Raw genomic sequence first — 25,815 nt, 5'->3', positions numbered from 1 at the left:
TTCCTTTGCGGCCGCCTTCGCAGTCTCACGGCCGGAACATCGACTGGGTGATTGTGGTCGTCACCGATTTGGGCCGCCGACCGGCCGATCTCCAGACGGCGAGCAGCGCGGCGAGTATCAAAGCCGCTGCCGCAGAGAAGGCCCGCAGCTTCCTCCAGCCCGCTCCAGAAGCCTGGCGGGTCAGCTCCCAGATGCCCACCAGAGCGCCACCTAGGCCCAGTGCATCGCGCAGCAGGAGAACGGCGGTGTGCACAGAGAGCCTCCAGCAGCCTTTCGAACGGACTGGATGGCTCCCCTGGTGGCTGCATCTCGGGAAGAGGTCCATGGTTCGGCTAGGGCGGTCCCGAGGGGGGACCGCCCTTTGTGGGCTTCCGTCTCGGTCACCCTCCCATGTACCGGATGGGCGTCGAGTATCCGGTCGCCGACGTCTATGCGATCGTTTCGCAGACGGTATACCGGCCCCTGACCGGCCCCTGACCGGCCCCTGACCGGCCCCTGACCGGCCCCTGACCGGCCCCTGACCGGCCCCTGACCGGCCCCTGACCGGCCCCTGACCGGCCCCGGACTGCCCGGGACTGCCGGGCATGCCATGCCTACGAACAAGGCCCCTACCGGCGCGGTAGGGGCCTTCACGGTCGTACGAGTCAGATCGTGCCGAGCTTGATGATCGACAGCAGCGCGATCAGCTGGATCGCCGACGCACCCAGCGCCTTCGGCCACGGCAGATCGTGCGACTTGCTCACCATCGAGGTGAACAGCGCGCCCGCCGCCAGCCACGTCGCCCAGCCCAGCCCCTGCACCAGGGAGTTCTCGCCGCCCAGGAAGAGCGCGAAGACCAGGCGCGGGGCGTCCGTGATCGACATGATCAGCATGGAGAGGCCGACCGTCGGCTGCCACGCGCCGTCGCCGCCGAGCTGGCGGGCCAGGGTGTGGGTCACCGCGCCCAGGATCATGCCGCCGATGATGAACGCGACCGCCGTCGTCAGTACGTACGGGATGGCCGTGGAAATCGTCGCGTTGATCGTCTCCTCGCGGGCCTTGTCGAAGCCGAACAGCGCGAGCAGGCCGTACAGGAACGTGACGATCAGCGCGGGGCCCCACACGGGGTAGTCGCGCATCTGCCAGAACGTCGGGCCCGGGCGCAGCACGATGCCGCTCAGCAGCTGCTTCCAGTGCAGGCGCGGGCCGGCCGGCGCGGGGGCAGCGCCCGCGCGGTAGGTCGCGCCGCTGTCGTACGGGTCCTCGTTGATGCTGAACGCCTGGGTGTGACCAGGGTTGTTGGCCGCGTACGGGTCGGGTGCGGCGGGGTGCTGCTGGTACGGGTCGCCGAAGTACTCCGGTTCGCCGTACGGGCCCTGGGCGCCCCGGGGCTGCTGATGGCCGCCGCCGCCCGCATGGGGCCAGTTCGGCGGTGGTTGCTGCTGCGCATACGGCGGTGCCGCATGGCCGCCGCCGCCTCTGTAAGGCGGCGGTGCCTGCTGCGGTTGCTGCTGCTGCGAGGTGCGGTTGTCCCGGCCGCGTCCGATCCTGAATCCAGCCACGTAATCGAACGTACCCGGTCCGCGTCCGCCGGGTGGCAGGAGACCGGGAACGGGGGCGCCTTTGCGGCTGAGCTGTGACATCCCCTAGGGGAACCCTGGAGGGGATGCGTACCACGTATAACCCGCCCCTCGAAACACGGAAGCGGCCGGTTCTGCCCCCGAGGCAGATCCGGCCGCTTACCTGTACTTACAGGCGCACGGGCTACTTCACTGGTTCAGGCTCCGGCGCGCCCGCCGGCTCTTCGTCGTTCGCCGGGTCCGCCGGAGGCGTACGCACCGAGTCGAGCAGCAGCTGCGCCACATCGACGACCTGGAGCGATTCCTTCGCCTCGCCGTCGTTCTTCTTGCCGTTCACGGAGTCCGTGAGCATGACGAGGCAGAACGGGCACGCCGTCGACACGATGTCCGGGTTGAGGGACAGGGCTTCATCCACGCGCTCGGTGTTGATGCGCTTGCCGATCCGCTCTTCCATCCACATGCGCGCGCCGCCGGCGCCGCAGCAGAAGCCGCGCTCCTTGTGGCGGTGCATTTCCTGCTGACGCAGCCCGGGGACCTTGTCCATGATCTCGCGCGGCGGCGTGTAGATCTTGTTGTGCCGGCCCAGGTAGCAGGGGTCGTGGTACGTGATCAGACCCTCGACCGGGGTCACGGGGATGAGCTTGCCCTCGTCGATCAGGTGCTGCAGCAGCTGCGTGTGGTGGATGACCTCGAACTCGCCGCCCAGCTGCGGGTATTCGTTCGCGATCGTGTTGAAGCAGTGCGGGCAGGTCGCGACGATCTTCTTCGACGACTTGGGCTTCTTCGTCGACGGGTCTTCGTCGTCTTCTCCGTACGCCATGTTCAGCATGGCCACGTTCTCCTGGCCGAGCTGCTGGAACAGCGGCTCGTTGCCAAGACGGCGGGCCGAGTCACCCGTGCACTTCTCGTCGCCGCCCATGATCGCGAACTTCACGCCCGCGATGTGCAGCAGCTCCGCGAAGGCCTTGGTGGTCTTCTTCGCCCGGTCCTCCAGCGCGCCCGCGCAGCCGACCCAGTACAGATAGTCGACCTCGGACAGGTCCTCGACGTCCTTGCCGACGATCGGGACCTCGAAGTCGACCTCCTTGGTCCACTCCACCCGCTGCTTCTTGGCGAGACCCCAGGGGTTGCCCTTCTTCTCCAGGTTCTTGAGCATCGTGCCCGCCTCGGACGGGAACGCGGACTCGATCATCACCTGGTAGCGACGCATGTCGACGATGTGGTCGATGTGCTCGATGTCGACCGGGCACTGCTCCACGCACGCACCGCAGGTGGTGCAGGACCACAGCACGTCCGGGTCGATGACGCCGTTCTCCTCGAGCGTCCCGATCAGCGGGCGCTCGGCCTCGGCGAGAGCCGCCGCCGGGACACCGGCCAGCTGCTCCTCGGACGCCTTCTCCTCGCCCTCCATCGTCTTGCCGCCGCCGGCCAGCAGATACGGGGCCTTGGCGTGCGCGTGGTCGCGCAGCGACATGATCAGCAGCTTCGGCGAGAGGGGCTTTCCGGTGTTCCAGGCCGGGCACTGCGACTGGCAGCGGCCGCACTCCGTACACGTGGAGAAGTCGAGGATGCCCTTCCAGGAGAACTGCTCGACCTGGGAGACGCCGAAGACGTCGTCCTCGCCCGGGTCCTCGAAGTCGATCTCCTTGCCGCCGCTCGTCATCGGCTGGAGCGCGCCCAGCGCCGTCGAGCCGTCCGCGTTCCGCTTGAACCAGATGTTCGGGAAGCCGAGGAAGCGGTGCCAGGCGACACCCATGTTGGTGTTGAGCGAGACCGTGATCATCCAGATCAGCGAGGTGCCGATCTTGATCATCGCGGTGAAGTAGATCAGCGTCTGGAGCGTGGAGACGCTCAGGCCGTCGAAGGCCAGGACCAGGGGGTACGAGACGAAGTACGCCGGCTCGTAGTGCTCCACGTGGTGAATCGCGCCCTCGAGCCCGCGCAGGGCGAGGATCGCGAGGCCGATGGTGAGGATGACGTACTCGACGAAGTACGCCTGCCAGGCCTTGGAGCCCGCGAAGCGCGACTTGCGGCCGGCCCGCGACGGCAGGTTCAGCAGCCGGATCGCCATCAGGATGACGATGCCGACGACGGTCATCAGACCGATGAACTCGATGTACATCTCGAACGGCAGGAAGCCGCCGATGATGGGCAGCGTCCAGTCGGCCTGGAAGAGCTGGCCGTATGCCTGCGCCAGGGTGGGCGGCAGGGTGAGGAAGCCGATCGCGACGAACCAGTGGGCGAAGCCCACGATCCCCCACCGGTTCATCCGGGTGTGGCCGAGGAACTCCTTGACCAGGGTGATCGTGCGCTGCTTCGGGTTGTCGGTACGGCTGCCCGCAGGCACGGGCTGGCCGAGCCTGACGAACCGGTAGATCTGCGCGACTGCTCGGGCGATGAGCGCAACGCCGACCACGGTCAGGACCAGCGACACGATGATCGCGGCGAGTTGCATTGGGGGCTCCTCGGGCCTGCGAGGTGGGGAATCCAGCACTACTAAGCGGTAACTTATTCAGTTCGATGCTGAGGGTACCCACTTATTCCGCCGCACTGTAGCCGGGCGGCCGGTGATCTGTGTCGCTCAGGCAAGCCTGACCGGGCGGGCCGCGCGGCGTCCGGCGAGAGCGGTCGGCAGGGTGCGGGCCAGGATCAGCATGTCCAGTCCCAGCCAGTGTTGCTCCACATAGTGCAGATCGAGCACTGCCATCTCCTCCCAGGGGAGTTCCGAGCGGCCGCTGATCTGCCACAGCCCGGTGATTCCGGGACGTACGCCGAGGCGCGCCCGGTCCGCGTGGTCGGAGTCGTTCGGGCCCGTCGGCCGCGGGCCGACCAAGGACATCTCGCCGCGCACCACATTGATCAGCTGTGGGAGATCGTCGAGGAAGTAGCGGCGCAGCAGCGGTCCGACGGGAGTGGGGCCAAGATCGCCTGACCGCTTCGTACGGAACGTCAGCATCGCAAACGTACGGCCGCCGAGGCCGGTGCGGTCCTGGCGGGTCAGGATGCCGCCGGGGGAGGTCGCCGCGACGGCGGCGGCGACGGCGAGCAGCAGGGGGGACAGGAGAAGCAGCAGAATCAGACAGCCCGCCAGGTCGACGGCTCGCTTCGCAGGCATGGATCCAGGCCCTTCATTACGATCTTCATCACGAACTTCACGATCTTCACGATCTTCGTCACGATTGGTGTCTCTTGACCGTTTTTTGCGGCTATGACTCTCGCAGATGAAGGGCAGTTGAGCCGACGCGCCACGCGTGTGCCCGGCGGCCGTGGAAGGCTGCACGTAAGCGCCGGATAAAAGTTGAGTGGGGTCGACTCAGGTCTGTTGACTCGTTGGAGCCGGTCATGCATCCTTGAGCCAGATCCACTCAAGTAGTCAGCTGGAGGAATTGAAATGGCACGTGCGGTCGGCATCGACCTGGGCACAACTAACTCCGTCGTCAGCGTTCTGGAGGGCGGCGAGCCCACCGTCATCACCAACGCCGAGGGTGCCAGGACCACGCCGTCCGTCGTCGCCTTCGCGAAGAACGGTGAGGTGCTGGTCGGCGAGGTTGCGAAGCGTCAGGCAGTCACGAACGTCGACAGGACCATCCGGTCGGTCAAGCGCCACATGGGCACCGACTGGAAGATCGAGCTCGACGGGAAGACCTTCAACCCGCAGCAGATGAGCGCCTTCATCCTGCAGAAGCTGAAGCGCGACGCGGAGTCCTACCTCGGCGAGAAGGTCACCGACGCGGTGATCACTGTCCCGGCATACTTCAACGACTCCGAGCGCCAGGCCACCAAGGAGGCCGGCGAGATCGCGGGTCTGAACGTCCTGCGTATTGTCAACGAGCCGACTGCGGCCGCCCTGGCCTACGGCCTGGACAAGGACGACCAGACCATTCTGGTCTTCGACCTCGGTGGCGGCACCTTCGACGTCTCGCTGCTCGAGATCGGCGACGGCGTCGTCGAGGTGAAGGCCACCAACGGTGACAACCACCTCGGTGGTGACGACTGGGACCAGCGCGTCGTCGACTACCTGGTGAAGCAGTTCGCCAACGGGCACGGCGTCGACCTGTCCAAGGACAAGATGGCTCTCCAGCGTCTGCGCGAGGCCGCGGAGAAGGCGAAGATCGAGCTGTCGTCCTCGACCGAGACGACGATCAACCTCCCGTACATCACGGCCTCCGCCGAGGGCCCGCTGCACCTGGACGAGAAGCTCACGCGCGCCCAGTTCCAGCAGCTCACCACGGACCTGCTCGAGCGCTGCAAGACCCCGTTCCACAACGTCATCAAGGACGCCGGCATCCAGCTGTCCGAGATCGACCACGTGGTGCTGGTCGGCGGCTCGACCCGGATGCCCGCCGTCGCCGAGCTCGTCAAGGAGCTGACCGGCGGTCAGGACGCCAACAAGGGTGTGAACCCCGACGAGGTCGTCGCCATCGGCGCCGCCCTCCAGGCCGGTGTCCTCAAGGGTGAGGTCAAGGACGTCCTGCTCCTCGACGTGACCCCGCTGTCCCTCGGTATCGAGACCAAGGGCGGCATCATGACCAAGCTCATCGAGCGCAACACCACGATCCCGACCAAGCGGTCCGAGATCTTCACGACGGCCGAGGACAACCAGCCGTCCGTGCAGATCCAGGTCTACCAGGGCGAGCGCGAGATCGCGGCGTACAACAAGAAGCTCGGGATGTTCGAGCTGACCGGTCTGCCGCCGGCCCCCCGCGGGGTCCCGCAGATCGAGGTCGCCTTCGACATCGACGCCAACGGCATCATGCACGTGACCGCGAAGGACCTGGGCACGGGCAAGGAGCAGAAGATGACCGTCACCGGCGGCTCCTCGCTGCCGAAGGACGAGGTCGACCGGATGCGCCAGGAGGCCGAGCAGTACGCGGACGAGGACCACCGCCGCCGCGAGGCCGCCGAGACCCGCAACCAGGGCGAGCAGCTCGTCTACCAGACGGAGAAGTTCCTCAAGGACAACGAGGACAAGGTCCCGGGCGAGGTGAAGACCGAGGTCGAGACCGCCGTCGGCGAGCTGAAGGAGAAGCTCAAGGGCGAGGACACGGCCGAGATCCGCACGGCGACCGAGAAGCTCGCCGCGGTCAGCCAGAAGCTCGGCCAGGCGATGTACGCCAACGCCGCGCCCGACGGCGCCGCCGCTGCCGGAGCCGACGCCCCGGCCGGCGAGCAGGCCAAGGCTGAGGACGATGTCGTCGACGCCGAGATCGTCGACGACGAGAAGGACGCGAAGGGTGGTGCCGCGTGACGGAGGAGACCCCGGGCTTCGACGAGAAGCCTGACGTCCCCTCCGGCGCCACCTCTGACGACGCCGCCGAGTCCGCCGAGTCCTCCCAGAAGGAGGGCGCGGCGGCCCCGGCAGGGGACGCAGCAAAGATCGCCGGCCTGACGGCTCAGCTGGACCAGGTCCGTATGGCGCTCAGCGAGCGCACGGCGGACCTCCAGCGGCTCCAGGCCGAGTACCAGAACTACCGCCGTCGTGTGGAGCGCGACCGGATCACGGTCAAGGAGATCGCCACGGCGAATCTGCTGACCGAGCTCCTGCCCGTGCTCGACGACATCGGCCGCGCCCGTGACCACGGGGAACTGGTGGGCGGGTTCAAGTCGGTCGCCGAGTCCCTCGAGACGGCGGCGGCCAAGATGGGCCTGCAGCAGTTCGGCAAGGAGGGCGAGCCCTTTGACCCGACGATCCACGAAGCCCTGATGCACTCGTACGCACCGGATGTCACCGAGACCACGTGCGTCGCGATCCTGCAGCCTGGGTATCGCATCGGCGAACGGACCATCCGCCCCGCGCGGGTGGCGGTGGCCGAGCCCCAGCCGGGTGCGACCCCGGCAGCCGGCAAGGAAGAGACGGCGAACGACGAGGAGAGCGGTGGCCCGGACGAGGGCTGACGCAATGATCGTCCGAGAGGAGGGACGTCGATGAGTACGAAGGACTTCGTCGAGAAGGACTACTACAAGGTCCTCGGCGTCCCGAAGGACGCCACCGAGGCCGAGATCAAGAAGGCGTACCGGAAGCTCGCCCGCGAGTACCACCCGGACGCCAACAAGGGCGACGTCAAGGCGGAGGAGCGCTTCAAGGAGATCTCCGAGGCCAACGACATCCTCGGCGACCCCAAGCGGCGCAAGGAGTACGACGAGGCACGCGCCCTCTTCGGCAACGGTGGCTTCCGCGCACCCGGGTCCGGCGGTCCCGGCGGCTCCTTCAACTTCGACCTGGGTGACCTCTTCGGGGGCGCCCAGGGCGGCACGCAGGGCGGCGCCGGGGGTTTCGGCGGCGGGATAGGCGATGTATTCGGCGGCCTGTTCAACCGTGGCGCCGGCACCGGCACGGGTACGCGTACCCAGCCGCGCCGCGGCCAGGACATCGAGTCCGAGGTGACGCTCAGCTTCACCGAGGCGGTCGATGGGGCCACGGTCCCGCTGCGGATGTCCAGCTCTGCGGCGTGCAAGGCCTGTTCGGGCACCGGCGACAAAAACGGTACGCCTAGGGTGTGCCCGACCTGTCTGGGCACCGGCCAGGTCTCGCGCGGCGGCAGCGGCTCCTTCTCGCTCACCGACCCGTGCGTGGACTGCAAGGGCCGCGGACTGATCGCGCAGGACTCCTGCGACGTGTGCAAGGGCAGCGGGCGCGCCCGCTCCTCGCGCACCATGCAGGTCAGGATCCCCGCGGGCGTCTCCGACAGCCAGCGGATCCGGCTGCGCGGCAAGGGAGCCCCCGGCGAACGGGGCGGCCCGGCGGGCGACTTGTACGTCGTCGTGCATGTCGACCCGCACCCGGTCTTCGGCCGCAAGGGCGACAACCTCACGATCACCGTCCCCGTCACCTACGCGGAGGCGGCGCTCGGCGGCGAGGTGAAGGTGCCGACCCTGGGCGGTCCGCCGGTCACGCTGAAGCTGCCCGCCGGGACGCCCAACGGCCGTACGATGCGGGCCCGCGGCAAGGGCGCACTCCGCAAGGACGGAACCCGCGGGGACCTGCTGGTCACCGTTGAGGTCGCCGTGCCCGAGGATCTCAGCGAGAAGGCGAAGGAAGCGCTGGAGGCCTACCGCGAAGCCACCGCGGACGAGGACCCGCGGGCCGAGCTGTTCCAGGCCGCGAAGGGAGCATGAGATGGATGGCCGGACCGGACGCAGCCGCAATCCCTACGAACTGACCGAAGAGTCGCCGGTGTACGTCATCTCGGTGGCGGCCCAGCTCTCGGGCCTGCATCCGCAAACTCTTCGGCAGTACGACCGGCTCGGTCTGGTCTCCCCGGACCGCACAGCGGGCCGGGGCCGGCGCTACTCCGCCCGCGACGTCGAACTGCTGCGCACCGTCCAGCAGTTGTCGCAGGACGAGGGCATCAACCTGGCCGGAATCAAGCGCATCATCGAACTGGAGAGCCAGGTCGCGGCGCTCCAGCAGCGGGTCGCCGAGCTGTCGACGGCCGTCGAGGGCGCGGCGGCGGCGATGCAGCAGCGCGAAGCCCAGGTGCACGCCTCCTACCGGCGCGACCTCGTGCCGTACCAGGATGTGCAGCAGGCGAGCGCGCTGGTGGTCTGGCGGCCCAAGCGGTCTGAGTAGGGCAAGAGTTGTACGGCCGAAGGGGCCGGAGAGCGAGTCGCTCTCCGGCCCCTTCGGCGTGTGCGGCCCGCGGCCTGCCGGGGACCGTCAGCCTCGACTCCGCCTGCCTGCCAGCCCGCCTGTCGTCCGGCGCCTGCGCCCGCGCCCGCGCACCGGACGCTGCGTACCCCTTCAAGGCTGCCCAGTATGCGTCAGATGATCAATTCTGGGACGGAAGGAAACGGAGTTCCGGCCCGGGAGGCCGACCGCGAGATCAGGACGACCTTCTGCGTACCGTCGAAGCCCGCCCCGGCGTGTCGGCGGACGCCGGGGCCGTCGCCGGTCAGTCCTCGTGTTCCAGAATCCCCGACTGCGCGATGAGATAGCCGAGTTGGGTCCGGCTGCCACTGCCCAGCGCGGAGCCCAGTTTGGCGATGTGCGCACGGCAGGTGCGGACGTTCATGCCGAGGCGCCGGGCGATGGCCTCGTCGACATGCCCCTCGACCAGAAGCTTGGCGATCGAGCGCTGGACGCCGGTGATGCCGTCCAACTGGGGCCCGTAGGAGATCTGTTCCTCCCACGGGATGCCGTGCAGCCAGAACTGCTCGAAGACGCCGACGAGATACTCGACGATGCCCTTGTGCCGCAGTTCCAGGGCGGACAGGCGGTCGCTGCTCGCCGGGATGAAGGCCACTTTCCGGTCGACGATGATCAGCCGGTCGATGATCTCCTCCAGCGTGCGCACCTCCACGCCGGACGGGCCGACCTGTTCCATGTAGGACAGCGTGGCCGGGTGGTGGCGGGCCGTGTGCTGGTAGAGCGTGCGCATCCGTACGCCGCGGTCGATCAGCGGCTGCACGCGGCGCAGCGCCTTCTCCAGGATGTGCGGCTGTCGCCCGCTTCCGGGCTGGACAGTGAGAAGCTCCTCGGTGCAGTCTGCGGTGACTTGGTCGAGGGTTGTGTTGATGCGGTTGAGGCCCTCGAGGACGGTTATCCCTTGTGGGACGGTGGAGTTCTGAGCGGTGAACGCCATGAATGGCTCAAGAGCATCGGTCAGAGCGACAGTTCGTCGTCGGCGCTCTTGGATCTCCCGCTCGATGGGGTGTATCAGCTGTGTCAGCGCAGTGGTCGGCGGGACCGGGCGGAGCCACTGTGCGTCGTCGGGATCCGGGTGCAGCAGGGCCAGATCGAAGAGGCAGGGTGTGGGTTCCGCTTCTGACCGGGCTATTCGCCCGGTACGCAGCGCGGTGATGTAAAGACCCTTCCCCGCCTCGCACAGCTCGCCGTCTGCGTGAGGGTGTCCAGATTCGCCCTCATTAGCTGGCATATGTACCCCCTCAGGCTCCTGCATTACAGGAACATGATGCCTGCCGTCGCTGGTGCAAGCGTTCGGAGTGAGACATCGTCTTATGCGCGGGGGAGGAGGAATGATCAAAAGAGGTGGAGATCACCCATGTCTAGGACGCTTCGTGCTCTTTGTGCTCTTGCCATAGCGGCGGCCGCGCTCGGTGCGGTGGCCTCCGGTGAGCCCTCCTGGGGTAGCTCTCCCGCCGGCGCGGTGACGGCAGCCCCTGGCGAACCTTCGTGGGGCTTCGCTCCCGCGGACGCTGTGGCCAAAACGCCCGGAGAGCCTTCATGGGGTGTCGGTCCGGCAGTCGTCACGGGCACGAACGGTGAGCCCTCCTGGGGTATCGCTCCGGCCCGCACGGACGCATGACCGTTCCACCGGACGACCGGGTCTTCCGGCGTGAGATGGCTACGGCTTACAGATCGGGGTGGCATTTCATCGACCTCGTCACGGCAATCCCCCACCGTGGCGACTCGTTGATGGTCACCCTTTTCGGAGAGCCGATTGTCGTGGCACGCGAGGAGGACGAGGACGTCCGCGCCTATCGGTGCCTTCGCCGGCCCCGTGGAGCTCCGCAGCCCGTCCGCTGTGCCATCCGGTACGGCATGATTTTCGTCAATCTCGACCAGCGGGACCACCAGTTGGTCGAGCCCGACACCACCACCGCCACCCCCCGCAGTGCCTGAGCGGTTCCCCCGTCGTTGTAAATCGCTCGGGCGCTTCCCCCACACAGCGGCGCCATCGTGGACCTGAAACACGATGGCGCCGCTGTGCTTTTCCCTTTTCCCAGGGCCCCCCGGGCTTCCCGGCCCCCGGCTTCCCGGGCTTCCCGGGCTAGGCCCGGCCCATCGCCCGTGTCAGGGCGATCTCGATCAGCACCCGGTCCGCGTTCGGAGTCGGGTTGCGTCCGTAGCGTTCCGCGTAACGCCCCACCGCCTCCGCGATGAGCTCCGGCTCCGTACGGACCGTCGCGCGGCCCTCCAGGGTCGCCCAGCGCCCCCTGTCGACCTGGCAGACCGCGACCGGCGCCCCGTCGGGGCCCGCTGCCAGGATGTTGTCGACCTTGTGGCTGTGCTTGTTGGTGATGACGCGGGCGAGTCCGCCCTCCGGGTCGTAGGTGACACCGACCGCGACGACGTGCGGAGTTCCGTCCTGGCGCGGTGTCGTCAGTGTGCACATGTGGTACTCACGCCAGAATTTGAGATAGGACGCGTCGGGGTTGCGGGGGTCGATGGCCATGCCCGGAACCTACACAGGCGGCGGCTGTCTCACACTGGGTTGAGTGGAATAGACTCAACTTTGTGCACGTTGAATGAGTCAGCGTTGAGGTAACAGCCCCACCCGCAAGGACGCAAGGAGGAGAGACCGCACGTGGACGCCGAGCTGACCAACAAGAGCCGGGATGCAATCAACGCCGCCACCACCCGGGCCGTGTCCGAGGGTCATCCCGATCTGACCCCCGCGCATCTGCTGCTCGCGCTGCTCGCGGGCGCGGACAACGAGAACATCATCGACCTGCTGGCCGCCGTCGAGGCGGACCAGGCCGCCGTGCGCTCCGGCACCGAGCGGGTGCTGGCCGCGCAGCCCAGCGTGACGGGGTCCACCGTCGCGCCGCCGCAGCCCAACCGGGAGTTGCTCGCCGTCATCGCCGACGCCGCGCAGCGGGCCAAGGAGCTCGGGGACGAGTATCTGTCCACCGAGCATCTCCTCATCGGCATCGCCGCGAAGGGCGGGCAGACCGGGGAAGTGCTGGCCAAGCAGGGAGCCACGGCGAAGAAGCTGCTGGACGCGTTCGAGAAGGCAAGGGGAGGGCGCCGGGTGACCACACCCGACCCTGAGGGGCAGTACAAGGCACTGGAGAAGTTCGGTACGGACTTCACCGCCGCGGCCCGCGAGGGCAAGCTCGACCCGGTCATCGGCCGGGACCAGGAGATCCGCCGGGTCGTCCAGGTGCTGTCCCGTCGTACGAAGAACAACCCGGTGCTGATCGGCGAGCCGGGCGTCGGCAAGACCGCGGTCGTCGAGGGGCTGGCGCAGCGCATCGTCAAGGGCGACGTGCCCGAGTCGCTGAGGAACAAGCGGCTGGTGGCGCTCGACCTGGGCGCGATGGTGGCGGGCGCGAAGTACCGCGGTGAGTTTGAGGAGCGGCTGAAGACCGTCCTCTCCGAGATCAAGGAGAGCGACGGGCAGATCATCACCTTCATCGACGAGCTGCACACCGTCGTGGGCGCGGGCGCCGGCGGGGACTCCGCGATGGACGCGGGCAACATGCTCAAGCCGATGCTGGCGCGCGGTGAGCTGCGGATGGTGGGCGCGACGACGCTCGACGAGTACCGCGAGCGGATCGAGAAGGACGCGGCGCTGGAGCGGCGCTTCCAGCAGGTGCTGGTGGCCGAGCCGACGGTCGAGGACACGATCGCGATCCTGCGCGGGCTGAAGGGCCGGTACGAGGCCCACCACAAGGTGCAGATCGCGGACAGCGCGCTGGTCGCCGCCGCGACCCTCTCGGACCGGTACATCACATCGCGCTTTCTGCCCGACAAGGCGATCGACCTCGTCGACGAGGCCGCGTCCCGGCTGCGGATGGAGATCGACTCCTCGCCCGTCGAGATCGACGAGCTGCAGCGGGCCGTGGACCGGCTGCGGATGGAGGAGCTGGCGCTCAAGAACGAGACCGACGAGGGCTCCAAGCAGCGTCTGGAGAAGCTCCGCCGCGACCTCGCCGACAAGGAGGAGGAGCTGCGTGGCCTCACCGCACGCTGGGAGAAGGAGAAGCAGGGCCTCAACCGCGTCGGTGAGCTGAAGGAGAAGCTCGACGAACTGCGCGGCCAGGCGGAACGCGCGCAGCGCGACGGCGACTTCGACACCGCTTCCAAGCTGCTGTACGGGGAGATCCCGGGCCTGGAGCGGGAGTTGGAGGAGGCCACGGTGGCCGAGCAGGAAGCGGCCAAGGACACGATGGTCAAGGAGGAGGTCGGCCCGGACGACATCGCGGATGTGGTGGGGTCCTGGACGGGCATCCCGGCCGGACGCCTCCTGGAAGGGGAGACCCAGAAGCTCCTGCGGATGGAATCCGAGCTGGGCAGGCGGCTGATCGGCCAGACGGAGGCGGTCCAGGCGGTGTCCGACGCCGTACGCCGCACCCGCGCCGGGATCGCGGACCCCGACCGGCCCACCGGTTCGTTCCTCTTCCTCGGCCCGACGGGCGTCGGCAAGACGGAGCTGGCGAAGGCGCTGGCGGACTTCCTCTTCGACGACGAGCGGGCGATGGTCCGCATCGACATGTCGGAGTACGGCGAGAAGCACTCGGTGGCCCGCCTGGTCGGCGCGCCTCCGGGCTACGTCGGCTACGAGGAGGGCGGCCAGCTGACCGAGGCGGTGCGCCGCCGCCCGTACTCCGTCGTCCTCCTCGACGAGGTGGAGAAGGCGCACCCCGAGGTCTTCGACATCCTGCTCCAGGTCCTCGACGACGGCCGTCTGACGGACGGCCAGGGCCGGACGGTGGACTTCCGCAACACCATCCTGATCCTGACCTCGAACCTCGGCAGCCAGTATCTGGTCGAGCCGCTGAGCAGTGAGGAGGAGAAGAAGCAGCAGGTCCTCGAGGTCGTACGGGCCTCGTTCAAGCCGGAGTTCCTGAACCGGCTGGACGACATGGTGGTCTTCTCGGCCCTGTCCAAGGACGAGCTGGTCCACATCGCGAAGCTCCAGATCGACCGCCTCGCCAAGCGCCTCGCCGAACGCCGCCTCACGCTGGATGTCACCCCGGCTGCCCTGGAATGGCTCGCGGACGAGGGCAACGACCCGGCGTATGGCGCCCGCCCGCTGCGCCGCCTGATCCAGACGGCGATCGGCGACCGCCTGGCCAAGGAAATCCTGGCGGGCGAGGTCACGGACGGCGACACGGTCCGCGTGGACCGCTTCGAGGACGGCCTACTGGTGGGCCCGGCGCAGTAAGTGGCCCGCGCGCGACGGAGCTGCCCGCTGGTGGCCCGGCCGCACCGGCGGCCGGGGCTCGGCCTTGCGGCGCGAAGCTGCCGCGCGGGGGGTGCGGGGGCTCGCGTCCGCGTCCCCTTCCCGCCGCGGAGCGGCGGAGCCGTCGGTGGCTGGCCAGCCACCGTGGCGCGAAGCTGTCGCGCGGGGGGTGCGGGGCGTGGCCCCGCACCCTCTTCCCCGCCGCGGCCCGTCAGCGGGCCGACCGGCACCGACCGGCACCTCGGCCGGGCTCGGCCCCGCGGCGCGAAGCTGCCGCGCCGGGGGTGCGGGGCTCGCCCCGCACCCCCCTTCCCGCCGCCCGGCCCGGTAGGGGTTGCCAGTACCCGCCCGACATGGGAGAGGATGGCAGGAACCGTACGAAGGGAAATCCACGGTGACCATCGATCCGTCCTCGATTCCGAATTTCGGGGGCCAGCCCCAGCCTCAGGCCGCAGGACCGGCGGCGGGACCCGTCGTTCCCGACCAGGACCTGGTCAAGCAGCTCCTCGACCAGATGGAGCTGAAGTACGTCGTCGACGACGAGGGTGACCTTGCCGCGCCGTGGGAGGAATTCCGCACGTACTTCATGTTCCGCGGCGAGGACGACCAGCAGGTCTTCTCGGTGCGGACGTTCTACGACCGGCCGCACGCCCTCGAGGACAAGTCCAAGGTCCTCGAGGCGATCGACGACTGGAACCGCCGCACCCTGTGGCCGAAGGTCTACACGCACATCCACGAAGAGGAGGACGGCCCCACCACCGTCCGCCTCATCGGCGAGGCGCAGATGCTGATCGGCACCGGCGTCAGCCTGGAGCACTTCGTGTCGTCGACCGTCAGCTGGGTCCGCGCTTCGATCGAGTTCGACAAGTGGCTCGTCGAGCAGCTCGGTCTGGAGCCGGCGGACGCGGACGAGAAGCCCGCCGACGACGCCTGACCGCCCTGGAGGCGGCCCCCGCAGCGCCCTACAGCGCGATCGGGGACAGCGTCAGCAGATACGCCCCGTAGGCGAACGAAAGCCCGGCCAGGACGACGGTCACCACGACCGCCGCCCTCGGCCGGGCTTTCGCCAGTGCGCACGCCGGCGGCAGCAGCAGCGGGAACGCCGGCAGCAGAAACCGCGGCTTGGACTCGAAGAAGCCGGACCCGCCGACCGTGATCAGCAACAGCACCGCCGTGTACACGAGCAGCGCAGTCGGCGGCCGGTCCAGCGCCAGCAGCGCGAACAGCAGCACCGCCGCCACGACGATCAGCATCGCCACCATCAGCGAGAGCAGCGTCGGACGCAGCACGATGTCCCGCACCACCTTCAGCGCCCCGATCCCGAAGTCGAACCGCGAGGTCCACCCGCGCTGCACGGCGAAGTAGCCGCCCAGCGGGTCGTCCGTGCGGAAGCCGACCCACAGCACATACCCGCACCAGCCGAGCGGAGCCAGCGCGGCCGCCGCCCAGACCCGCCCGAGCGCGCGGTGGCGCTCACGCCGCCGGTACGCCCGGACCAGTTCGTACGCCGCCACCACCAGCACCGCCGCCGCCACCGCGATCCCATTGGGCCGGGAAAGCCCCGCCAGCGACGCCAGCACGCCCGCCCACACCCAGCGCCGGGTGAGCACCGCGTACAGCGACCACGCGGCGAACGCGGTGAGCACCGGCTCGGTGTACGCCATGGACAGGACGATCGAGTGCGGCAGCAGGCCCCACAGCAGCACCAGCACGGTCGCGGTCCGCCGCCCGTGCAGCCGCTCCACAACTGCGTAGATCCCCCACGCGGACGCCGCCGCCGCGGTCCAGGAGATCAGCAGCCCCGCCGTGCCGCTGGTCACCGGCAGCACGGTCGTCACAGCCCGGACCAGCGCCGGGTAGAGCGGGAAGAACGCCAGATCGCTCTGGACCGCGCCGTCCGGCCAGTACAGCGTGCGGCCGTAGCCGTGCTCGGCGATCAGCATGTACCAGTCGGAGTCCCAGGCGCGGGCCACGATCGCACGCGGGGAGCGCCCGATGTGCCAGGCCCAGCCGGCCATCACCAGCAGCCCGGTCAGCCGCGCAGCCGCGAACAGCCCCAGCGCGGGGGCGGCTCGCAGCAGCGCGGCGCGCCAGCGGGGGACAGGCCGGGAGCCCTGTGCCGGTGCGCTGTCGAAAGTCTCGGCGGACAGGGGGCACCTCCGGGCGCGCACAGGGGTCGGTCAACCCGACCATGAGCGGCCAAGGCCCCGCGCGCGAGCGCTGACCAGCCGGACAGGGCCGGTTCTTACCCGGTCGGCCGAAGGGGCGCGTGTCGCCCGTGACAGCGAACGCTTCAGCCGCTAAAGAGCCAGCCGCTGGGGAACCGGCCGCCAGATAGCCCCTGGAGGCGGGTCACCGCCTGGTCAGCGGCTCCGGTGAAGGCTTGAACACGCTCACCAGTAGGCCGGTGTTCCGCGTGGTGCCTATCGTGAGGGCCGAATCTCCTGGTTGGTGGACTCGGGAAAGCGGGATCGCATGAACATGGTGGGGACGGCTGAGGCGCGCGGCGTAGTGGGCTCGGCAGGCTGGAGCCCTGCGGCTCGGGTGCAGGGCATGGGCACGTCGATCTTCACGGAGATGACGGAGCTGGCGCGGAGCACCGGGTCCGTGAACCTCGGGCAAGGGGTGCCGGAGCTGGCCAGTCCGCCCGTGCTTCTCAAGGGCGTATCGGATGCGGTGCTCGCGGGCAGCAACCAGTACCCGCCCGCTCATGGGTTCCCGGCGCTGCGCGAGGCTGTCGCCGCTCATCAGCTGCGCCGGTACGGCCTCGAATACCGGCCTCAGGGCGAGGTGCTGGTCACCACGGGCGCCACCGAAGCACTCGCTGCGGCCCTCCTGGCGCTCTGCAACCCCGGTGACGAGGTCATCGCCTTCGACCCCTGCTACGACGCGTACGCGGCGGATGCCCGGCTTGCCGGGGCACGGTTGGTCGCCGTCCCCCTCGTCCTCGACGGCGCCGCATTCGCCCTCGACGCCGACGCCCTGCGGGCGGCCGTTTCCCCGCGCACCCGGGTGCTGATCCTGAACACTCCGCACAACCCCACGGGCATGGTCTTCAAGGCCGAGGAGTTGGAAGCCATCGCGGATGTGTGCCGTGAGCACTCGCTGACGGTGATCACGGATGAGGTCTACGAACACCTCGTCTACAACGACGGTGCGCGCCATCTCCCCATCGCGGCCCTGCCGGAGATGCGGGAACGGACGGTGGTCATCTCCTCGGCGGGCAAGACCTTCAACACAACGGGCTGGAAGGTCGGCTGGGTCTGTGGGCCCGCGCCGCTTGTCGCAGCGGTGGGCGCCGCCAAGCAGTTCCTGACTTACGCCTCGGGTACTCCGTATCAGGAAGCGCTGGCGCATGCGCTCGGCTCGGTGGAAGAGTGGGCGGCGGGTCTGCGGGACACTCTGCGCCGGAATCGGGACCTCTTGAGCGACGGCCTGGCGGAGGCTGGACTGCGGCCCTTCCGTGCCGATGCCGGCTACTTCGTGCAGGCGGATGTGCGGCCGTGGGGCTTTTCGGACGGCGTGCAGTTCTGCCGGGACTTGCCGGCGCGCGCCGGTGTGGTGGCCATCCCGACATCGGCGTTCTACCTCAGCGCGAATGCTCCGGCCTGGCTGGCCCGTTTCTCGTTCTGCAAGCGCGAGGATTCGATCCGCACGGCGGTGGACCAGCTGATCAACGCGCGCTGATCGGTGCCGGTCCGAGCCGTGCCGGTCCGAGCCGTGCCTGCAAAGGCTGCGCGCGCGAGCACACTAAGGAGTCCACCAAGGCGGTCGGTGACAAACTCGTTGACCGCGTAAACGAATGCCCCCGCCCCCCGTGAAGAGTCGGCCCCCGCCCCGTCCGCAGGTCAGCAATCTTTGGCCGAGGAGCACCTTGCGGTGTTAGAAAGGTCAATGTGGTCAAACGCTCTGACCGATCCCGGAGCGCACCGGTTCGGTCACTGACCGACAAGCATCCCCGGAGCGTCGCCGGGCAGGTCTTCGCTCTACAGGTGGCTGTGGTGGTGCTGCTCGTGGCAGCCGCGATGCTGGCGCTTGTGCTGCAGTCCCGGCACGACACCAACACAGAGGCGAAGCACCGTTCAGTTGCCGTCGCGGAAACGTTCGCGCACTCTCCGGGCGTCCTGGCCGCGCTGAGGACCCCTGACCCCTCCAAGGTGCTCCAGCCACTCACCGAGAAGGCGCGGAGGGCGGCCGGCGTCGACTTCATCGTGGTGATGGACACGAAGGGGATCCGCTACACGCATCCCCAGCCGGACCGGATCGGTAAGAGGTTCGTCGGCACCATCGAGCCCTCGCTGGCCGGCCGCGTGTACACAGAGAGCGTCTACGGCCCGCTCGGCCACGAGGTCCAGGCGACCGTCCCCATCTACGATGAAAAACGCAAAGTCGTCGCCCTGGTGTCCGCCGGCTTGAAGGTCAAGAACGTGACCAGCGTGGTGGACCGACAACTGCCGATCATCTTCGGCGCCGGAGCCGCCGCGCTCGCCCTGGCCACGGGAGGGACGGCGCTGGTGGCCAGGCGGCTGCGGCGGCAGACCCACCGTCTGGGCCCGGCCGAGATGACCCGCATGTACGAGCATCACGACGCCGTGCTGCATGCCGTCCGCGAGGGTGTTCTCATCGTCGGCAACGACGGTCAGCTGCTGCTGGCGAACGACGAGGCCAGGCGGCTTCTGGATCTGCCGCCCGATGCCGAGGGGCGGCACATCTCGGAACTGCCCAGCCTTGATCCCTCCACGGTGGAGCTGCTGACGTCGGGTCGCGTGGCCACGGACGAGGTGCACCTGGCCGGGGAGCGGTTGCTTGCGGTGAACCAGCGGCCCACGGATCGTCACGGTGGCCCCAAGGGGGACGGTCGCGACCTTGCGTGACTCCACGGAGCTGCGGACGCTGTCCGGCAAGGCGGACATGGCGCGCGAGCGGCTGAAACTGCTGTACGACGCCGGTCTGGGCATCGGCACCACCCTCGATGTGGTGCGTACGGCCGAGGAACTGGCGAAGGTCGCGGTCCCCCGATTCGCCGACTTCGTCACCGTCGATCTGGCCGACCCGGTCCTGCGGGGGGAGGAGCCGGCCGGCACGGGTACGGACATGCGCCGCACCGCCGTCCACGGCATCCGGGACGACCATCCCCTCTATGAGCTCGACCGCCTGATCGACTTCCTCCCCTCCACACCGCAGGCACGGGGTTTCGGCAGCGGCCGGTCGGAGCTGGTGCCCGACCTGTCCGCCGCGCCCGGCTGGCATGCCCAGGACCCGGAGCGGACACGGATGATCGTCGACTACGGCATCCATTCGCTCATCACCGTGCCCCTCCAGGCGCGGGGCGTCATCCTGGGCGTGGCCAACTTCTGGCGCTCGGAGAAGCCCCAGCCGTTCGAGGAGGACGACCTGTCCCTGGCCGAAGAACTGGTCGCCCGGGCGGCGGTCAGCATCGACAACGCCCGCCGCTACACCCGTGAGCACACCCTGGCCGTGGCTCTGCAGCGCAGCCTGCTGCCGCGGGCCCTGCCCGAGCAGAGCGCCCTCGATGTCGCCCACCGGTACCTGCCCGCGCTGTCCGGGGTGAGCGGCGACTGGTTCGATGTGATCCCGCTTCCGGGCAGCCGCGTGGCGCTGGTCGTCGGGGATGTCGTCGGCCACGGCCTGCACGCGGCCGCCACGATGGGACGGCTGCGCACGGCGGTGCACAACTTCTCCACGCTCGATCTGCCGCCCGACGAAATCCTCAACCACCTCGACGACCTGGTCGGGCGCATCGACCAGGAGGAGGACGGGGCGGCGGCCGGCGCGGGGGTCACGGGCGCCACCTGCCTCTACGCGATCTACGACCCGGTCTCCCGCCACTGCGCGATGGCGCGGGCCGGGCACCCCGTGCCGGCGCTGGTCCACCTTGACGGCAGTGTGTCGTTCCCCGATCTGCCGGCCGGGCCGCCCCTGGGCCTGGGCGGTATGCCGTTCGAGACCGCCGAACTGGAACTGGTGGAGGGCACGCAACTCGTCCTTTACACCGACGGGCTCATCGAGGACCGCACCCGGGACATCGACGTGGGGATGGAGCTGCTGCGTCAGGCCCTGGCGTCCCATCCGGACCGGCCGCCGGAAGAGAGCTGTCAGGCGGTGCTCGACGAGCTGCTGCCCGGTCGGCCGAAGGACGACGTGGCGCTGCTCATCGCCCGCACACGGGCGATCCCGCCCAACAACGTCGCTTGCTGGGACGTGCCGTTCGACCCCGCCGCCGTGGCAGGGATGCGCGCCGCCGTGGCCGAGAAGCTGGACGACTGGGGTCTGTCCGAGCTCGCGTTCGCCATGGAGCTGGTGCTCAGCGAGCTGATCACCAACGCTCTCCGCTACGGCTCCGAACCGATCACGATGCGACTGCTGCGCGACCGCACCCTGACCTGCGAGGTGGCCGACGGCAGCAGCACCTCGCCCCATCTGCGGTACGCGGCCACGATGGATGAAGGGGGCCGCGGTCTGTTCCTCGTCGCGCAGATGGCCGAACGCTGGGGCACCCGGTACACCCCCCAGGGGAAGGTGATCTGGGCGGAGCTGTCGCTGCCCTGATCCGACGGGAGCCCGCGCCCGCCGTGACCAGTACCTCGGGTCGGGGTCGTGCGCCAGGCCGTACCGCTGGAAGCCCTGGCCGTCATGGTCGCCGTCTGTGCCGAAGCTCTGGAGTTGCTCAAGTCTGCTTTCGGCCCGCGGGGCCGGGGGCATCCCCCTCACACGCAAGACTTCGGGGGAACGAAAGGACGGTGGGGGCAGTGGCAGCTTTCTTCGGGATTCTGATCGTCGGGATCGCGCTCGTCTTGATCATCAAGATGGCCGGCTCGAAGAGCGGTAAGGGCCGCAAGGGCCGTCGGCGCGGGACCGCGGGTGGTGGCGGTGGCGGCAGTTGGTGGGCCGGCAGCGACGGCGGGGGCTCATCGTGCGGCGGCAGCAGCTCGTCCTGCGGGGGCGGCGGGGGCGGATGCGGCGGCGGAGGCAGCTGACACGGGGCAGCTGGTCCGCGGCCACTGAAGGCACCCGGCGGGTGAACTCCCGCCGGGTGCCTTCTTGTTGACCGCCCCAGTGACCTCCCTGACACTTTTTAGTTGAACAGTTGAACCGTGAGGCCCCCGGGGGGATGGAAACCCCTTCAAGTTGGGTAAAAACGCTGTGGGCGCCGCGTAGTTCATGATTCCCTCGCTGTCGGAACCTGTTGGAACCATCCAGCCCTCGGACCTGATGTGGACCCGAGCAGGCGGTCCCCGGATCTTCTTCAACTCCCTCTCAGGGGCGCCCCCGGTCCACGTGTCCTTCACCCGCCAAAGCGTGTTTGCGGAGCCGACCCATGCTCACGACCCTCCATACGGCCTACACCGACACCCGTGCCGACGACCTCGCCTGGGCGTTGGGACGGGAGCCGCTGCCTGCCCTGGCCGTCCTCGACCTCGAACTGTCCGGAGCAAAGCTGCAGTTGAGACTGTTGGGCGCGTCCCACCAGGTGCTGCTGGAGGAGGAGCAGGGCAGCTGCTCCGAGACCGTTGCCTGCATGCCCGGCAGCAGCACGCCTCTGCCGCTCGGCGTGGCCAAGCGGCTCGGTGCGTGGGAGTACGAGTTCGCGGCCCGCGTCGAGACGCTCTCGAAGGGCTCCTTCGCGGGGCGTGCGCAGGAGTTGCTCGCGCTGGTCGCCGACCACCCCCAGGGTCTCGCCGGCACGTTTCCCGGCTCGCCGCACGCCTTTACGGCCATGCTGGCGCAGCGGCGCGAGGGGCAGGTGCGGTGGCGCACATGGCATGCGTATCCGCAGGAGGGCCGCCTAGTCGTCACCCGTACGCGGGTCGGCGCCCGTATGCCTGCAACGCTGTAGTTATGCCTCCCGCGCTCCAGTAGCACCCTTGTGGGTGACAGGCGGCGCACTACCCCTGACGTAGCGTTACAAACATGATCGATCGGCTGTCGACCTCACCGCCCCCGCAAGCGGTTCGGCTGCCCGTGTGCCCCGACGCCGGCCGGTATCTCGTGTTGACGGCTGTCTTCGTCTGCGCCGCGTGTGGATTGGTGTACGAGCTCGAACTGGTCGCCCTCGCTTCGTACTTGATCGGCGACTCCGTCACCCAGGCCTCCGTCGTGCTGTCGGTGATGGTCTTCGCCATGGGCATCGGCTCGCTCCTCGCCAAGAGGCTGCGCTGCCGGCCCGCGGTCGGCTTCGGCCTGCTGGAGGCGGTGCTCGCGCTGGTCGGCGGCTGCTCGGCGATGGTGCTGTACGCCGCGTTCGCCTGGATCGGCGAGTCCCGCGGCGTGCTGGTGTGTTTCTCCCTCGCCATCGGGGTGCTGATCGGCGCGGAGATCCCGCTGCTGATGTCCCTGATCCAGCGCATCTCGCGGCGTGACGCGGAGGGCACGGTCGCCGATCTCTTCGCCGCGGACTATGTGGGTGCGCTCGTCGGCGGGCTCGCGTTTCCGTTTCTGCTGCTGCCATGGTTCGGGCAGCTCACGGGCGCGCTGTTGACGGGCGGCGTCAACGCGGTGGCGGGGGGCGCGCTCGTGCTGTGGCTGTTCCGGCGGGATCTGACGGTGCGTTGGCGCGCCTGGCTGCTCGTCGCCAATGTGACGGTGCTTGCGCTGCTGGCGACCGCGACCGTCCTGGTCGACGACTTCGAGCGGGCGGCGCGGCGGGCGGTCTACGGCGACGAGGTGCGGGTCGCCGTCCACACCGAGCTGCAGGAAGTCGTGCTCACCGGCGACCCGTCGGGGCCGCTGGACCTCTTCATTGGAGGGCGGCTGCGGGTCAGCGGGCGCGACGAGTACCGCTACCACGAGGCGCTGGTGCACCCGGCGATGCGGGGGCCGCATGCGCAGGTGCTGATCCTGGGCGGGGGCGACGGGCTGGCGGCGCGCGAGGTGCTGCGCTACCCGGGCGTCGAGTCGGTGACCGTCGTCGAGCTCGACCCGGGCGTCGTCCGGCTCGCGCGTACCGATCCGGCGCTGGCCGTCCTGAACGAGTACGCGTACCGGGATCCGCGGGTGCGGGTCGTCGCCGCGGACACGTTCTCCTGGCTGCGGGAGCCAAGGGGGGCGTACGACGTGGTGATCTCGGACCTGCCCGATCCGGGCATCACGCCGAGCACCAAGCTCTACTCCCAGGAGTTCTACGGACTCACCGCGCGAGTCCTCACGGACGGCGGGCGGCTCGTGGTGCACGCGGGGCCGGCAGGCTCCCGTCCGCATACGTTCTGGACGGTCGACGCGACGCTGCGGGGCGCGGGTTTCGGGACACGTCCGTACTGCGCCACCGGACGGCTCTCCGGCTTCACGGCGGGCCCGGACCGCTCGACCGGCACGGCGTCCGCGCCGCACGACTGGGGCTTCCTGCTCGCCGGGGCGGGGTGGGCGCCGGGGCTCGGCCTCGACCCCGAAGCGCCGCGGCTGCGGACGCTGGGCCCGTCCGCGCTCGCCGCGGGGGCGCGGGGCGCGGAGCGTACGAGGCTGTCGGCGCTGCCGCCGTCGACGCTGGTGCACCCGCGGTACATGGACTGAGCCGTCCTTGGACTGAGTCGTACACGGGCTGAGCCGTACACAGACTGAAACGCTGACGTGGCGGTCGTGTCTGAGTAGGCTCGACTCCCATGGAGCATGAGGTGTTCGTTCCGGTTACGCCAGAGACCGTCCGCAAGGCACTGAGGGACCCTGCCCGGGTCGCCCGATGCGTGCCGGGGCTCCAACAGGACGCGGACGAGTCGGCAGGCCCGCTCTCCGGCCGCCTGAAGGTCCGCATCGGCGGTCACACGATCACCTACCGCGGCACGCTGCGCATCGTGGAGCAGGGCGAGGTCTTCGCGGTCGAGGGTGAGGGCGTGGAGGCACGCGGCACGGGCTCGGCAAAGGTGACCCTGACGATCCGACCGCAACCGACGGAGGGCGGCACGGCGCTCACGTTCACGGCAGCGTCCCGCGCGGAGGGCCGCCTGGCGGAGTTGGATCCCGCGCAGACGACCGCGGCGGCCCACCGCCTGCTGGACCGCTTCGCGGACCGGTTGGGTGATGCGGCGGGGGCCACGCCGGCGGCTGCGAGTGTGCCGCAGCCCGCGAGCGACGCCCACGATGCGAGCCCGTCCGCCACGGCCGACGCCACCGCGCCCGACGCCGACGCCACCGCGCCCGACGCCGACGCCACCGCGGCTGACGACGCCACCCCGGCCGACGCCGACGTCGACGACGAGGCGAACGCGTCCGTGTTTGACGCTCCCGTGCCGCCGCCCTCCCTCGACCCCGTCGCCGAGGAGCCGTTCGGCGCAGTTGACGGCCCCGACGCAGCGGAGGCGGAAGAACTGCACGAGATCCCCGTCATCCCCGACGAGCCCCCCGCCGAGGCCGCTCATGCACGACGGACCATGATCGGGCGGAGCGCCGAGGAGGTCGATCACGCGCCGCCGCGCGGGCGTTACGCGCCCACGCCCCCGCCCGATGCCGGCAGTGCCGGTGCCACTCTGCGGTGGGTCGCGCCCGCCGCCGCCCTCGCGATCGCCTCCGCCGTGGTCGTCGGACGCGTGCTGCGCCGTCGCAAGTAGTGTCGTGGTGTGAGTAGCAGCGAAGAGAGCATCCGGCTGGCAGCCGGAGACGCCGAGTTGACCGTGCACCCGCGAAACGGCTGCCGCGTCGCGAGCCTGACCATCGGCGGCACCGAGGTGCTGCGCCAGGGGGAGCGGTACGGCTCCTTCCCGATGGTCCCCTGGTGCGGCCGCGTCGCCAACGGCCGGTTCCGCAACGGCGACGTACCGCATCAACTCCCGCTCAACTCTCCGCCGCACGCCATCCACGGCACCGGCCGCGACACCGCCTGGCGCACCGCCCGTACGGCCAAGAGCGAGGCGGCCTTCACATACGACCTCGCCGAGCCCTGGCCGTACACCGGGCGGGTCACCCAGACCTTCGAGCTGGCAGAGGACTCGCTGACGCTCGCCATGGGCGTCGAGACGTACGAGACGTCCTTCCCGGCCCAGGCCGGCTGGCACCCCTGGTTCCTGCGCAACCTCGGCGGCGAGGGCGCACCCGGCGAGGACGTGCGCATCGACTTCACCGCCGAATGGCAGGAGGAGCGCGGCGACGGCCACCTGCCGACCGGCCGGCGTATCCCGCCCCTCCCTGGCCCCTGGGACGACTGCTTCGGCATGCCCGACGGCGTCTCGGTCACCCTCACCTGGCCCGGGCAGCTGGAGCTCACGATCGCCAGCCGCGCCGAATGGGTCGTGATCTACGACGAGCAGGAGGCGGCCGTCTGCGTCGAACCGCAGTCCGGCCCCCCGAACGGCCTCAACAGCCACCCTCAGCTCGTCACCCCGATCGAGCCCCTGGAGATCGCGACGACCTGGAGCTGGCGCCGCCTTTAAGCTCAT

General features: G+C 69.4%; 20 protein-coding genes and 1 pseudogene. 14 read left to right on the top strand and 7 right to left on the bottom strand.

Translation table 11 applies throughout. The annotated features are described in order from the left end of the window. Positions 1-25: 25 nt before the first annotated feature. The 4 genes from QFZ67_RS17985 to QFZ67_RS17970 form a co-directional block, all read right to left on the bottom strand. The gene (locus QFZ67_RS17985) at positions 26-253 is read right to left on the bottom strand and encodes a hypothetical protein (protein WP_307662106.1); all 228 of its coding nucleotides are present in this window, start codon (positions 251-253) and stop codon (positions 26-28) included. Between the two features lie 391 nt (positions 254-644). Further along, a complete protein-coding gene (locus QFZ67_RS17980; protein ID WP_307662105.1) occupies positions 645-1,541 on the bottom strand; it encodes a Yip1 family protein in 897 nt (298 codons plus the stop codon). Between the two features lie 202 nt (positions 1,542-1,743). Next, positions 1,744-4,014: a (Fe-S)-binding protein gene (locus tag QFZ67_RS17975; RefSeq protein WP_307662104.1), complete on the bottom strand. Its 2,271-nt coding sequence runs from the start codon at positions 4,012-4,014 to the stop codon at positions 1,744-1,746. A gap of 126 nt (positions 4,015-4,140) precedes the next feature. Next, positions 4,141-4,674: a sugar transferase gene (locus tag QFZ67_RS17970; RefSeq protein WP_307662103.1), complete on the bottom strand. Its 534-nt coding sequence runs from the start codon at positions 4,672-4,674 to the stop codon at positions 4,141-4,143. Positions 4,675-4,950: 276 nt separating this feature from the next. Here QFZ67_RS17970 and dnaK point away from each other — a divergent pair, with 276 nt between their 5' ends. Genes dnaK through QFZ67_RS17950 form a run of 4 tightly spaced genes read left to right on the top strand, consistent with a single transcriptional unit; the run spans position 4,951 to position 9,129 of the window. Continuing rightward, positions 4,951-6,807: a molecular chaperone DnaK gene (gene dnaK, locus QFZ67_RS17965; RefSeq protein WP_307662102.1), complete on the top strand. Its 1,857-nt coding sequence runs from the start codon at positions 4,951-4,953 to the stop codon at positions 6,805-6,807. Next, positions 6,804-7,454 (top strand): nucleotide exchange factor GrpE, encoded by a 651-nt coding sequence (grpE, locus tag QFZ67_RS17960; RefSeq protein WP_307662101.1) that lies wholly within the window; start codon positions 6,804-6,806, stop codon positions 7,452-7,454. The genes dnaK and grpE overlap by 4 nt, the downstream gene beginning before the upstream one ends. 30 nt (positions 7,455-7,484) lie before the next feature. Continuing rightward, entirely contained in the window at positions 7,485-8,675 is a 1,191-nt protein-coding gene (gene dnaJ, locus QFZ67_RS17955) for a molecular chaperone DnaJ (RefSeq protein ID WP_307662100.1), read from the top strand. A 1-nt stretch (position 8,676) separates the two neighbouring features. Continuing rightward, the gene (locus tag QFZ67_RS17950; RefSeq protein ID WP_307662099.1) at positions 8,677-9,129 is read left to right on the top strand and encodes a heat shock protein transcriptional repressor HspR; all 453 of its coding nucleotides are present in this window, start codon (positions 8,677-8,679) and stop codon (positions 9,127-9,129) included. A gap of 322 nt (positions 9,130-9,451) precedes the next feature. On the opposite strand, the gene QFZ67_RS17945 is transcribed toward QFZ67_RS17950, so the two are convergent. Then, positions 9,452-10,435: a helix-turn-helix transcriptional regulator gene (locus QFZ67_RS17945; protein ID WP_307662098.1), complete on the bottom strand. Its 984-nt coding sequence runs from the start codon at positions 10,433-10,435 to the stop codon at positions 9,452-9,454. Between the two features lie 386 nt (positions 10,436-10,821). Between QFZ67_RS17945 and QFZ67_RS17940 the strand changes: the two genes are divergently transcribed. Next, entirely contained in the window at positions 10,822-11,142 is a 321-nt protein-coding gene (locus tag QFZ67_RS17940) for a (2Fe-2S)-binding protein (RefSeq protein ID WP_142214562.1), read from the top strand. A gap of 148 nt (positions 11,143-11,290) precedes the next feature. Here the strand turns inward: QFZ67_RS17940 and QFZ67_RS17935 are convergent, their stop codons facing one another. Then, positions 11,291-11,695, bottom strand: a complete 405-nt coding sequence (locus tag QFZ67_RS17935) for a pyridoxamine 5'-phosphate oxidase family protein (protein WP_307662097.1) — start codon at positions 11,693-11,695, stop codon at positions 11,291-11,293. Between the two features lie 132 nt (positions 11,696-11,827). Here QFZ67_RS17935 and clpB point away from each other — a divergent pair, with 132 nt between their 5' ends. After that, complete coding sequence (clpB, locus tag QFZ67_RS17930) at positions 11,828-14,413, top strand: ATP-dependent chaperone ClpB (RefSeq protein WP_307662096.1); 2,586 nt, start codon at positions 11,828-11,830, stop codon at positions 14,411-14,413. Between the two features lie 412 nt (positions 14,414-14,825). Next, on the top strand, positions 14,826-15,365 hold the full coding sequence (locus QFZ67_RS17925; protein ID WP_307662095.1) for a YbjN domain-containing protein: 540 nt from the start codon (positions 14,826-14,828) through the stop codon (positions 15,363-15,365). Between the two features lie 28 nt (positions 15,366-15,393). Here QFZ67_RS17925 and QFZ67_RS17920 read toward each other — a convergent pair whose 3' ends face one another. After that, on the bottom strand, positions 15,394-16,602 hold the full coding sequence (locus QFZ67_RS17920) for a glycosyltransferase family 39 protein (RefSeq protein WP_307662094.1): 1,209 nt from the start codon (positions 16,600-16,602) through the stop codon (positions 15,394-15,396). Positions 16,603-16,984: 382 nt separating this feature from the next. Between QFZ67_RS17920 and QFZ67_RS17915 the strand changes: the two genes are divergently transcribed. The 7 genes and pseudogenes from QFZ67_RS17915 to QFZ67_RS17885 all read left to right on the top strand — a co-directional run bounded on the left by QFZ67_RS17915 (position 16,985) and on the right by QFZ67_RS17885 (position 25,809). Further along, entirely contained in the window at positions 16,985-18,118 is a 1,134-nt protein-coding gene (locus QFZ67_RS17915) for an aminotransferase class I/II-fold pyridoxal phosphate-dependent enzyme (RefSeq protein ID WP_307662093.1), read from the top strand. Between the two features lie 254 nt (positions 18,119-18,372). Then, a pseudogene (locus tag QFZ67_RS17910) lies at positions 18,373-21,001 on the top strand (SpoIIE family protein phosphatase). A gap of 200 nt (positions 21,002-21,201) precedes the next feature. Beyond that, positions 21,202-21,429: a hypothetical protein gene (locus QFZ67_RS17905; protein ID WP_307662092.1), complete on the top strand. Its 228-nt coding sequence runs from the start codon at positions 21,202-21,204 to the stop codon at positions 21,427-21,429. A gap of 341 nt (positions 21,430-21,770) precedes the next feature. Then, on the top strand, positions 21,771-22,289 hold the full coding sequence (locus tag QFZ67_RS17900; protein WP_307662091.1) for a DUF2617 family protein: 519 nt from the start codon (positions 21,771-21,773) through the stop codon (positions 22,287-22,289). 74 nt (positions 22,290-22,363) lie between these two features. Then, positions 22,364-23,959: a polyamine aminopropyltransferase gene (locus QFZ67_RS17895; protein ID WP_307662090.1), complete on the top strand. Its 1,596-nt coding sequence runs from the start codon at positions 22,364-22,366 to the stop codon at positions 23,957-23,959. A gap of 89 nt (positions 23,960-24,048) precedes the next feature. Next, positions 24,049-24,990 carry an SRPBCC domain-containing protein gene (locus QFZ67_RS17890; protein ID WP_307662089.1) on the top strand — a complete coding sequence of 314 codons (942 nt, stop codon included), beginning with the start codon at positions 24,049-24,051 and terminating at the stop codon, positions 24,988-24,990. Positions 24,991-24,999: 9 nt separating this feature from the next. Next, positions 25,000-25,809: an aldose 1-epimerase gene (locus QFZ67_RS17885; protein ID WP_307662088.1), complete on the top strand. Its 810-nt coding sequence runs from the start codon at positions 25,000-25,002 to the stop codon at positions 25,807-25,809. Positions 25,810-25,815: the final 6 nt, after the last annotated feature.

The organism is Streptomyces sp. V1I1, from assembly GCF_030817355.1.
GTDB lineage: Bacteria > Actinomycetota > Actinomycetes > Streptomycetales > Streptomycetaceae > Streptomyces.
Note: the sequence above shows the minus strand (reverse complement) of the source record. Positions and strands in the feature narration are given on the sequence as shown.